The sequence below is a fragment of the Janthinobacterium sp. JF4 genome (genome assembly GCF_059617925.1).
On sequence record NZ_JCAQAV010000022.1, the window covers coordinates 79,037 to 90,489 of the forward strand.

Below are 11,453 nucleotides of genomic sequence, written 5' to 3' on the forward strand. Positions count from 1 at the left end.
GACCGGCTTTTGGTGTATGCTGGCGGCATGAACAATGACACCGACATCCAGCTCAGCGGCCCCTTCAAGGCCACCGACGGCTCCGGCCGTGCCCACGACATCAAGGCCATCCGCATCTTCGACGAAGGCTACGGCATCATCGACGTCTACGTCGATTTCGCCGCTCCGCTCGAAGCGGGCGCCTATAAGGACAAGACCCTGGTCGGCCACATCCTGGCCCGCCTGCGCAGCCTCGGCTACGTGGGCCCCGACTTCGGCCATGGCGACCTGGGCTTGCAAGACAAGAAACTGATCGTCCTGGAAGCGCCGGAAGAATTTTCCGCCTTTGCCGTCAGCAAGGGCTGGAAGGATCTCTCCGCCGAATTCGACGAGGATTAATCCACTCGCCCCCCATCCGCGCCGCGCCAGCTTCTGCTGCCGCGGCGTTTTTCATGGGCAACCGCTGAGTTACTTAGCTGATATAGCGCGCGCTCCACGCGGCGATGACGTTGGCGACATAGGCCGCGTCATCGCGCCCCGTCAACAGGTGGTCGGCATCGTCGAGCGAAACGAAGCTTTTCGGGTGCTTCGCGGCCGTAAAGATATCCATCGCGTTCGACAGGCTTACCGTCGTATCGTTCGGCGCGTGCATCACCAGCAGGGCGCGGCGCAGGCCGGCGATGTGAGCCTTCAGGCTGTGGCTGCCCGCGTCGTCGACGAATTGCTGGCGGATGCGAAATGGCCGCCCTTCCAGCTGCACCAGCGCCTCTCCCTCGGCGGCGATTTGCTCCAGGTGGTCGCTGAACATGCGCGTCACGTAGGCGGGCGTGCTCGGTGCGGCCAGGGTGGCGATGGCGGTCGCTTCCGGCACCTGCGCGGCAGCGGCCAGCACGGCAGCGCCGCCCAGACTGTGGCCGATCAGCAATTGCGGTGCAGCGTGTCTGGCGCGCAAAAAATCGGCGGCGGCGACCAGGTCGTCCACGTTCGACGAGAAATTGGTGGCGGCAAACTCGCCTTCGCTGGCGCCCAGTCCCGTGAAATCAAAGCGCAGCACGGCGATGCCGTGCTGCGTCAAGCCTTGCGCGATGCGCCGCGCGGCCAGCACGTCCTTGCCGCAGGTAAAACAGTGGGCGAACAGCGCGTGGGCGCGGATGGCGCCGTCGGGCGCGTCGAGGCGCGCCGCCAGCACATGGCCGTGCGCGCCGGGAAAATCTTGCCGGGTGGATTTCATTGTCTCATATCAAAGCTGCCGCGCAGCGCGGCCGATGGCGCATTGTAGCGCCGTCAGGCCACAGCTGTTTTAGCCACGCGATGGGATGTCGACGCCCTTGATGACGGCAGGCCGGGCCAGGAAAGCGTCCAGCGCGCGCTGCACGTTGGGGAAATTGCCAAAGCCGACGAGCTCGTCGGCGCCGTAAAACCCCACCAGGCAGCGCACCCACGGGAAGATGGCGATGTCGGCAATCGTGTATTGGCCACCCATGATCCAGTCGCGGTCCTGCAGGCGCTGCTCGAGCACGCCCAGCAGGCGCTTCGCTTCGCCCAGATAGCGCTCCAGCGGACGCTTGTCTTCGTAGCCCTTGCCGGCGAATTTGTGGAAGAAGCCCACCTGGCCGAACATGGGACCGATACCGCCCATCTGGAACATCAGCCATTGGATGGTTGCATAGCGCAGGCCCGCGTCCTGGGGGATGAACTTGCCCGTCTTCTCGGCCAGGTACAGCAGGATGGCGCCTGACTCGAACAGGGCCAGGGGTTTCCCATCGGGACCGTCCGGGTCAAGGATGGCGGGAATCTTGTTGTTCGGATTGAGGGACAGGAAGGCGGGCGACAGCTGGTCGTTCTGTTCGAAGCTGACCAGGTGCGGCTCGTACGCCAGGCCCAGCTCTTCCAGCAGGATGGAGACCTTGATGCCGTTCGGCGTCGGCAGCGAGTACAGCTGCAGGCGCTCGGGATGCCGGGCAGGCCATTTACGGGTGATGGGGAAGTCGGAAAGTTGGGACATGAAAATCCTTATTGAAGTGTCTGACGCGGAGCAAGAAAGCAAGTATAGCCAAGCCTCCCCGCTTCTGCTGGACAGCGCATTTAGCCAAACAAGCCATGCAAAAACCAGCGCGGCGCGGCATCTTCTCCGCTGCCGGCGATGCGTTCGCGGTAGACCCAGTAGTGGGCGTGGTCGAGGCCTTCGGCGATGAAATAATCGCGCGCCTGCGACTGGCCCCACCAGCCCGCCTCGATGCGCTCGGCGACGGACACCATTTTCAAGGGCGAGCCATAGAACGGCCGGTGTTCGCGCATCAACAGGGCGATGGGCTGGGCCAGCAGCCAGCCGGGACGGGGCATGCCGGGCAAGCCGGGCGGCAGGTCGGGCAGCGCGCTTCTTGAAACGGCCTTGGCCGGCAGTGGCAGCCACTGGTTGGCCGCCTCGGGGCGATAATCGGCGCGCGGCGCGGCCTGCAAGACATTCTCGGCGCCCAGGCGCGCCACCAGCAATTCCATCAGACGCTGGCGTTCCTGCGGCGTGCCGCCCGGCTCGGGGAACAGGCTTTCGCTGGGCGGCGCCATCGGCTGCACCTGCAGCGCTTCCAGGGTGAGGCCGATCACGGGTGCGTCCAGCGCCAGCTGCGCCAGGCGCTCCTTGAGCAAGCGCACCAGGTGCTCGTCGCGCCAGACGGCCTCGCCCAGCGCCAGCTCGATGACGGTGGGCGGGCGCGCCACCCTGCCCCGCTCGTGCGCCAGCAGCAGCTGTATGCGCTCGACGGCAAATTGCCGCGCGCACAGCCAGCCCGTCATCTGCTGCAACAGGCGGCGCGCGCCGAACAGCAGCGCGTCGGCGTGCTCCACGCGGTCGAACAATTCCAGGCTGGCGCGGAACGTGGGCGGCGCCTCGATCCACAGGAACAATTGCGTGCTGTGGCCATGCGCCTCGTCGAGCATGTCCAGCAAGCCTGCACCGCAGCGGCGCTGCAGGCCGGGCCTGGGCAAGTGGCGCAACTGCCCCAGGGTGCGGCAGCCGATGCCCTCGAACCAGTCGAGCCAGGGGCGCGCGGGCGGCAGCAGGGCGCACGGCAGGCGGTCGAGACGGCGCACGAGACTCTCCATGCCCAGCACGCGGCCCCGGCGCGTACCGGCGCGCGCCAGCAGCCAGGCGCCGCGCGCCGTGGGGGCGCACGACAGCTGGGCCGTGTAGCCGAGCGCGCGCAAGCTGGCCGCGATGTGCCGACACAGGGCGCGCACGCCGCCAAACAGGCGCAGGCTGGCACCCGCATCGACCAGCAGGGTCGCTTCCTCGCCCTGCGCCACCAGCGGAGAATATTGCAGCAGCGCCAGCGCCACCGCTTGCAGGGCCTGCGCTTCCAGCTCGGGCGAGCGCTCGTGCAGGCGCGCCTGCGGCGCCAGCATCAGCACACCGGCGCGGCGCATGCCCGGCTTGACGCCGGCCGCCCGCGCCAGCGGCGACAGGGCCGTCACTTGCTCCTGCTCCAGCACCACGCCGAGGCTGTCAGCCGACCAGCGCGGGCAAAACACTTCGAGCGGGAGCCGGGGCAGGCACAGGCCGATCCAGAGTCGCATGACGCAGCAGTAAAGAAGGAGGTTGCAGGGGCAGGAACAGGGGCGCGTCGCGCTGCGGTCCCCGGCGCTTGATGAAGCCGATCTCGATGCCGCCGGCGGCCGGGCGCACGGACAGGCGCAGCGGCGCCGGCGACGCATCCTGCGCGCCGTGCAAGGGGCGCAGCATGCAGAACAGTGTGTTGCCGGACTGCGCGGCCAGGTGCAGGCGGCGCAGGCTGTCGGCGCGCACGTGCGCCTGCCAGAACAGCAAGGCGCCGCACGTGCCGCTGCGCAAGATGTTTTCCGCCGCCCACAAGGCATCCTTGCTGCCGGCGCTCTTTAGCCACAACAATTGCGACGGCGCCAGGCCCTGCGCGGCCAGCGCCAGCGCCTGCGGCGGATGCGGTGGCTGCAGCAGCACGATGGGCAAGCCCGGCAGTTGCGCCAGTGCGGGCGCCAGCAGGCGCAATTCGCCGCTGCCCGGCTGCTGCACCAGCAGATCGATGAGACTGCCGCTGGGCCAGCCGCCGCCGGGCAGCTGCGCGGCCAGGGCGGCAAAGCCCGTGTCCAGGCAGCGCGTGGCGCCTTGGCCCAACTGCGATGCGCGCCACAGGGACGGGTGCAAGGCTTCCGGCGAGGCCATCAATTCGGAATGTTGCATAATTGAATATGAAGATAAATACTGTATGCATATACAGTACTATCCATCGACCCTTTTGGCAAGGCTTATCTGCGCAGCGCCTCCCCGGAGGCCATTCCGCCATGTCCGAAAAACCCCGTTTTTGGCATCGATTGCTGTACCATAAGCACTCTCCTTACCGCTCGGCCATGCACCGGGCGGCTTCCTCCGTCCATAAGGAAACGCATTTGACTACCATCCAACTCATCAGCGCCATCGTCTTCGGCCTTGCCCTCATCCACACCTTCGCCGCCAAGTCGTTTGAAACATTGTCTCAGCGCCACCCCCGCCATGCAGGCCTGCTGCATTTGCTGGGCGAAGTGGAAGTCGTGTTCGGCTTCTGGGCCTTCATTTTGATCATCATCATGGCCTTTGTCTCGGGCGGCGATGCGGCCATCGAGTATGCCGAGTCGCGCCAGTACACGGAACCGCTGTTCGTCTTTGTCGTCATGGTGGTGGCCGCCTCGCGCCCCGTGCTCGACGCTGTGCAGCGCCTGCTCAAAGGCGTGGCGCGCGTGATGCCGCTGCGCACGGAACTGGCCCTCGTCTGGCTGGGCCTGGCGCTCGTGCCCCTGACGGGTTCGATGATCACGGAACCGGCCGCCATGACCCTGGCCGCGCTGATGCTGGCGCCGCAAATCTTCCGCCCGGGCATTCCTGAATGGCTGAAATACGGCGCGCTGGGCGTGCTGTTCGTCAACGTTTCCATCGGCGGCACCCTCACCTCGTACGCGGCGCCGCCCGTGCTGATGGTGGCCACCACGTGGAACTGGGATAGCGCCTACATGGCCAGCCATTTCGGCTGGAAGGCGGCCATCGCCGTGCTGGTCAACGCCACGGGCGTGAGCATCCTGCTGCGCAAATACCTGCACAGCAACACCTCCGACATCAAGCCGAAGGCCGGCGAAGTGGAAGCGCCCAAAGTGCCGCTGGCCGTCAGCGTCGTGCACATGATCGTGCTGGGCGGCGTGGTCGCCCTGGCACACCATCCCGTGCTGTTCTTCGGCCTGTTCCTGTTCTTCCTCGGCTTCGTGCAGGCGTATGACCGCTATCAAAGCCCGCTGATCCTGAAAGAGGGTTTGCTGGTCGGCTTCTTCCTCGGCGGTCTGGTGGTACTGGGCGGCATGCAGCAATGGTGGCTGCAGCCCATCGTCTCGAGCCTGAAGCCGCTGGCCCTGTTCTTCGGCGCCCTGGGCTTGACGGCGATCACCGACAATGCGGCCCTCACCTACCTCGGTTCGCTGATCGTCGGCATGACGGACGAAGCGAAATACATGCTGATGGCTGGCGCCGTGGCCGGTGGCGGCCTGACCGTCATCGCCAACGCGCCGAACCCGGCCGGCGTATCCCTGCTGCGCCGCGGTTTCCAGGATGAATCGATCGGCGCCGTCGGCCTGCTGGCGGGCGCCCTGCTGCCGACGGCCGTGGCGGCCCTGGCCTTCCTGGCTTTGTAAGTTGCCTCACGGGCGGCTGCCGGCCGCCCCCGCTTCCCTCAGTTTCCCTCCTCAGTTTCCTTCATACACGAGGAAATGCAGCCGGTCATAGAACAGGCTGTAGGCATAGTCAAACGTGCCCACGCTGCGAAAACCCTTGTGCAGATACACTTGCAGCGCCTCGCTCTTTTCCCACACCGTCAAAGTGATGCGCGCGCAGCCCTTGCGGCTGGCCAGGTCGCGGATTTCATGGAACATCTGCCGGAACAGTCCCTGCCCCCGGTATTTTTCATCGATGGCCAGGCTGCTGACGAAACAGTCGTCGGCGCGCGCATGCCCGAGCACGAATGCGTCATACGCATCGTCGAGCGCCTTCATGTCATCGCGGTAATACGAGACGGCGCCGCAAGCCTGGAACTCGGCCATCGTCGCGGCCGTGAAAAAGCCGATGAAACGCCCGTCCTCGTCATGCAGGCCGTGGATGTGCGCCAGATACGGGTCGATGTTCTGCCGCCGCTGCAATTCGACAAATTGCAGATTGAGCTTATTGCCGAACGAGCAGTATTCGAGGTAACTGGTGGCAAACAGCAGTTTCGCCATGCGGTTCTTCGCCTCATCGCCCAGCAATTCGCCCGCCACCAGCGTGAGCGGCGCATGCGACAGCAGGCCCGCCTGCGCCTCTTCGCCGGACGGGGCGGCATCGCCGGCGGCCGGCATGCGGCTGCCATGGCGGCCCACGGTGGGACGCCAGAAATTGCCAGTGGCAATATGCTGCGAACGGTGGGCCAGCAGGTAGCGGCAAAAGACGGCATTCACGCGATCGAGCTGCGGGTCGTCCGACAGCACCGAGTAATAGTGGAAATGCTCGATGTCCGCCCGCAGCTGGGCCGCATACGCCATGCGCGGCACTTCCTCGATGTCGAACACATCGACGATGTCGGGCAGGCTCAAAGGATCGTCGAGCTGCCAGCCGATTTCGTCGAGCCGCGCCACGCAGCGCGCATACGCGCGACGCTCCTCGTCGCTGAGCGGAATGTGCATGTCGGTAATGATATCGTCCAGCAAGCGCATGCCGCGGATGCCGCCCGCCACCGCTTCCCGCGCGCCGTCATACAGCACGCAGTAGCGCTGGTAGAACTCGGCATGGCTGAGCAGGGTCACGCCCAGGTTTTTCTTCCATTCGGCATAGAACTGGCCAAACAGCTGCGCCTCGAATTGCGGGCAGGAACGGGGAACCGCTGCATCGATGCCTGCATACGCGAGGTTCACATTGCGCTGGATCACCCGCAGCGCGGCATCGTTCTTCTTGGCGATCAGCATGCCCGTTTCATCGAGAAACAGATTCATCCAGCTGACATGCTGGCGCTCCTCGCTGTCACCGTCCCTGCGCTGGAAATAGTCGGGCACTTCCGGCTTCATCAGGAAAATCGTCGCCGGATTGTGCGGGATCGTATCGACATCCATATACATGCCGCCGTATTCGCACATGATGAGGATGCGGAAATAATCGGACAGGGTGGCGAAGTAGCGCTGCGTATGCAGGGTATCGAGTATGCCGAAGCGGGCCGGCGCAAAGTCCAGCGCCAGCGCCCGCAGCGAGTTAATATGCAGGGTCGTGCCGCCGATGGCGTAGCGGCCTATCGTGTAGCGCCCGGCGCCGCCCGTGGGGCTGAAGCGCTCGTCATTGCACAGCTGCTGCGCATCCCACACCCACAGGATGGAGACATACGGCGCGCCGCCGTTGTGCCGCACCGCTTCCAGCGCCGCGCCCCACTGCTGGATCGCTTCGGCTGCGATGGCCGGCAACGGTCCGCCCATCCAGATGCGGTGCAGGTAGCGCTCGTCCTCGCCCAGCGCGCGCGTGGGGATGCAGCTGAGCGAGGAACAGCTTGCCGCATTGAAATGATTGAAGTTCAGCGCGACGAAGCTGCGCAGGGCGGCGATGCCAGCCTGGTGCTCCGCAGCCAGTTGCTCCAGGTCGCTGCCGGGAGGGCGGACATCGGCCAGCGTGATGTAATCGAGTTTCAGCCGGTTGATGCGAAACTCGTATTCCAGGTTGAATATCTTTGCTTGATCGTGTTTCGAGGCCAGGTCATCTATTTTCATGGGCGCACCATTTTCCGCAGGAGAGTGTCAATAAACTTCGCAGGAGGTAAAACAAGGTCGACAACATGCGCATCGCTGCGCCATCAGTGCCGGGCGAGCAGCACCTCGCTTTCCCGGCGCCCCGCCATGCCCCGCGTAAACAGCAGCAGGCAGGCGGCGATGACCACGATGACGGGGATATTGAGCAGCGCATACGTTTCCAGCGCATAGCCGAAGCGCTGGCACAGCACGTTGTACAGCTGCAGCCAGGCGGACAGATAAATGCAGTACAGCAAGCTCATGGCGGCCGTCGTCAAGGTCATCGATTCCTTGCTGGCCGTGATCGCGCTGCGGATCAGGGCGCCGTTGAACAGGCCGAAGCCGATGGAATAGACAAACATGCAGACCGCAAACACGTCGACGTGATGGCGCCCCGCGCCGGCGCCCAGCATGCCGGCGGCCGCGATCAGCCCGCCCAGGCGCAGCAGATGCACGAGCGGAAAATCCTGGCGCAGGCGCTGGATGGCGATACTGCTGAAGACAAAGCCGGACAAGATCACGCATTGCAGGGCGATATACGTGGCGTAGGAGGCGCCCATTTCCTGCAGCACGAAGATGGGCGAAAAGCCGATCCAGGCCGTCAGGGGCACGGTGGCCAGCCCGGCCGTGAACATGCCGAACATGAAGCGCCCATTGCTGAAAATGGCCGCGTAGCTGCGCACGATGGCGGCAAGCTCAATATGTGCACGCGCTGGCGCCGCGCGCGGCATGGTCTTGAACAGGCCCAGCAGGGACAGCAGCGCCAGCAGGCCCGAGAGGAAAAAGACGTAGCGCCAGTCCAGCCGGCTGATGATGGCGCTACCGAGGATGGGGCCGGCAAGGGGCGCGAGGATGGTGGTGCTCGACAGGATGCTGCTCAGTTTGACGGCCGCCATGTCGTCGAACAGTTCATGGATCATGGCATAGCCGACAAAGATGAAGCAGCAGCCCATGCCCTGGATGAAACGCGCGGCGAGAAATTGCTCGATCGAGGTGGCAAACGGCACGGCCAAGGTGGCCAGCAGGAACAAGGTATTGCCAGTCAACACCAGCTTGCGCTTGCCGATGGTGTCGGCCAAGGGCCCCAGGAAAATCTGCAGGGAACTGCCACCCAGCAGATACAGGCTCAGGGACAGGGGGACGAATTTTTCCTCTGCCTGGAACTCGCCGACGATACCCAGCATCGCCGGCATGATCATGTCGTTCGACAAATAAATATTCAGTTCAAAGACGAGGAAAAACGCAAAAAACCACAGCAACTGCTTGGACTTGATGGACATGGCGCGTTCCGTAACGTGGGTGGCTGCCGTCAGTGCATGCCGGCCGTCGGGGCATGGGACGGTCGACACGGTTTCACACTGAAAACGTGTACCAATTGTATACCAATTAGTATTTTTAGCGCCTGTTTTTGTAATTTTTAAATACCGCAGCAATACCACTTAAGTAAAATCCATGGTGCTGAGGCATTCGGAGTCTGAACTGAAAAGGGCGCGGCCAGCGTGCCGACGCGCGGCAGCAGCCCTGCGGAGCAAGGGAAGATCGAAGCGTACCAGTGCCTGCGCACCGTTGCGGCGCGCAGGCACGCTGGCTTATCGGCGGTGGTGGCTGGCGAAGAAATCGAGCAGCATCCTGCTGGCGTCGGGCTTGGCCTTGTCGTTGAACGGCAGGCTGGCGTCGCCGCCGCTCCACGCGTGCTCGAGGTGCTCGACCTGCGCCACGCGCAGCAGCACGTCCTTGCCCACCTGATAGTCGTGCAGCGCATACGCATGGGCCGGATTGCGCCCGCCTGCAGCGCCGCCCGGCAGGCGCTGCGCCGTCACCACGGTATCAGCCGGCAAGCGGTTGACGCGCACGCTCTGGCGCACCAGCTGCGTCTGGTTGATGGGCCGCACCACCTTGTCGGCCAGCCCTTGCAGCAGGATGGTGGGCAGGCGGGGAAACGCAGGCTGGCGCGCCAGCACTTCATCGATGGCCGCGTCGGCACGGGCGGCAGCGCCATGCTGCATCACGCCCAGCGCGCCGATCAGGTTATGCCCGGCGCCAAACACGGGCCCGGAATGCAGGCCCAGCGCGGCAAACAGATGGGGATGGTTCAGGGCCACGATATGCGCCATGCCGGCACCGGCGGAAATGCCGCAGATATAGATGCGCGCGCGGTCGATCGCATAGCGGGCCGCCACCTGCTCGATGGCGCCAACGATCAGGCGCACGTCGCCGCCTCCCTCCTGCGTCAGCTTGTCGTACCACTTCCAGCAGCGGCGCGCATGCGAGCGCAGCGATTGCTGCGGATACAGCACGGCGTAGCCCTTGCGCTCGGCCAGGCGGTTCATGCGCGTGCCTTCGGCAAACTGCGTGGCGCTCTGTTCGCAGCCGTGCAGCATCACCAGCAGCGGCCGGCCACGGCTGCGCATGGCGGCGCTCGGCGCCTTTTCGGGCAGGTACAGGAAATACGGCAGGCGCCGGCCCGGCAACTGCCCCAGCTCCGGCAACGGCGCATAGTGGGCGGCCAGCCACTTGCCCGGCGGGGGCGCCGTTCGCTTGCGCACGCGCGGTGGCGACAGGGGCGTGGCGAAGGGCGCCAGCGAGGGCGCGTCGCTGGCGGGCCTGGCGCGCGGCTTGGGACTCGCCTTCGTGGTCTTGACGGCGGGCTTGCTGCGGGGTTTAGGTTTAGGCGTGGGCTTGGCCGGCACGGGCCCGAACAGCACCTTGGCCAGCTTGCTGGCCGTGCGCTGCTGCGCCTTACCGGCGCGCAATAGCCCGCGCAGCCATTTGGTGGCGGGCTTTACCATGACCAGCCGCGTGCTGGCCGTCGTGGAGCGTACCGCAAGTTCATCCCTCTGCATCGTTGCATCGTCAGCATGTGCGGCCTCCTCCGTAGAACGCATAGAGTACCGCAATTGGCTGACCACACCGTACGTTTGCACACCGATAGAAGTGCCGCCGGCACCATTGAGGCAGATCAAGCGCGAACTTGTACGCATGCGTAATCTGGATGTTCGATCAGTACTTCAAGTACTTCACGAGAGGAGAGAACACCATGAGCTATCTGGACCGCGACATCCTGGGCATGTACCGCAACCACGACGGCCCGGGGCCGGCCCTGATGGGGGCCGACACCCTGATCGGCGACGATATCTACAATCATAACGACGAAGAGCTGGGCGACATCAAGGAAATCATGCTCGACATGCGCACCGGCCAGATCGCCTATGCCGTGCTGTCCTTCGGCGGCATTCTGGGCATGGGCGACAAGCTGTTTGCCGTGCCCTGGGAACGCCTGACCCTGGACCCCGTCAACAAGCGCTTCCTGCTCGACGTCGACAAAAGCCAGTTGAAAGACGCCCCCGGCTTCGACAAGAACAACTGGCCCGACATGGGCAGCGAAGCGTGGAACCAGCAGATGGCAGCGTTCTATGGCAGCGGCACCCGCTACGGCAGCGGCGCCATGGCAGCGGGCCGCATGCCATCCAGCAGCGACCTGCGCGGCGGCGCCAGCGTGCAATCGGGCAGCGGAGGCAGCATGTCGGGCACCTCCATGAGCGGCAGCCGCGCCGGCATCGGCAGCAGCCAGGACGGCGCGCGCTCACCGCTCAGCGATGATGAGAGGTAGAACCTAGGTCGGGTAGGTCGGGTAGATACTGTTATCCCCGTCAAGCGGCGTGCAAGGTCGGATCAAATATTTTTCC

General features: G+C 64.8%; 10 protein-coding genes. 3 read left to right on the forward strand and 7 right to left on the reverse strand.

Annotated features, from left to right (window positions below):
- Positions 1-27: 27 nt before the first annotated feature.
- The gene (locus tag AC54AF_RS17045; protein ID WP_034783462.1) at positions 28-378 is read left to right on the forward strand and encodes a hypothetical protein; all 351 of its coding nucleotides are present in this window, start codon (positions 28-30) and stop codon (positions 376-378) included.
- A gap of 73 nt (positions 379-451) precedes the next feature.
- Here the strand turns inward: AC54AF_RS17045 and AC54AF_RS17050 are convergent, their stop codons facing one another.
- The 4 genes from AC54AF_RS17050 to imuA all read right to left on the reverse strand — a co-directional run bounded on the left by AC54AF_RS17050 (position 452) and on the right by imuA (position 4,192).
- Positions 452-1,210 (reverse strand): alpha/beta hydrolase family protein, encoded by a 759-nt coding sequence (locus AC54AF_RS17050; protein WP_496637497.1) that lies wholly within the window; start codon positions 1,208-1,210, stop codon positions 452-454.
- A 69-nt stretch (positions 1,211-1,279) separates the two neighbouring features.
- The gene (locus AC54AF_RS17055) at positions 1,280-1,984 is read right to left on the reverse strand and encodes a glutathione S-transferase N-terminal domain-containing protein (RefSeq protein ID WP_496637498.1); all 705 of its coding nucleotides are present in this window, start codon (positions 1,982-1,984) and stop codon (positions 1,280-1,282) included.
- A gap of 80 nt (positions 1,985-2,064) precedes the next feature.
- Positions 2,065-3,552 carry a Y-family DNA polymerase gene (locus tag AC54AF_RS17060; protein WP_496637499.1) on the reverse strand — a complete coding sequence of 496 codons (1,488 nt, stop codon included), beginning with the start codon at positions 3,550-3,552 and terminating at the stop codon, positions 2,065-2,067.
- On the reverse strand, positions 3,482-4,192 hold the full coding sequence (gene imuA / locus AC54AF_RS17065; protein ID WP_496637500.1) for a translesion DNA synthesis-associated protein ImuA: 711 nt from the start codon (positions 4,190-4,192) through the stop codon (positions 3,482-3,484). Before imuA ends, AC54AF_RS17060 begins: the two co-directional genes overlap by 71 nt.
- 206 nt (positions 4,193-4,398) lie before the next feature.
- Between imuA and AC54AF_RS17070 the strand changes: the two genes are divergently transcribed.
- Positions 4,399-5,664 carry a putative Na+/H+ antiporter gene (locus AC54AF_RS17070; RefSeq protein WP_496637501.1) on the forward strand — a complete coding sequence of 422 codons (1,266 nt, stop codon included), beginning with the start codon at positions 4,399-4,401 and terminating at the stop codon, positions 5,662-5,664.
- 51 nt (positions 5,665-5,715) lie between these two features.
- Here the strand turns inward: AC54AF_RS17070 and AC54AF_RS17075 are convergent, their stop codons facing one another.
- From AC54AF_RS17075 to AC54AF_RS17085, 3 genes are all read right to left on the reverse strand, one after another.
- Entirely contained in the window at positions 5,716-7,749 is a 2,034-nt protein-coding gene (locus AC54AF_RS17075) for a GNAT family N-acetyltransferase (RefSeq protein WP_496637502.1), read from the reverse strand.
- Between the two features lie 83 nt (positions 7,750-7,832).
- The gene (locus AC54AF_RS17080) at positions 7,833-9,047 is read right to left on the reverse strand and encodes an MFS transporter (RefSeq protein WP_496637503.1); all 1,215 of its coding nucleotides are present in this window, start codon (positions 9,045-9,047) and stop codon (positions 7,833-7,835) included.
- A 309-nt stretch (positions 9,048-9,356) separates the two neighbouring features.
- Positions 9,357-10,610 carry an extracellular catalytic domain type 1 short-chain-length polyhydroxyalkanoate depolymerase gene (locus tag AC54AF_RS17085; RefSeq protein WP_496637504.1) on the reverse strand — a complete coding sequence of 418 codons (1,254 nt, stop codon included), beginning with the start codon at positions 10,608-10,610 and terminating at the stop codon, positions 9,357-9,359.
- Between the two features lie 194 nt (positions 10,611-10,804).
- On the opposite strand from AC54AF_RS17085, the gene AC54AF_RS17090 reads away from it, so the two are divergent.
- Entirely contained in the window at positions 10,805-11,377 is a 573-nt protein-coding gene (locus tag AC54AF_RS17090) for a PRC-barrel domain-containing protein (RefSeq protein WP_496637505.1), read from the forward strand.
- The last annotated feature ends 76 nt before the right edge of the window (positions 11,378-11,453 follow it).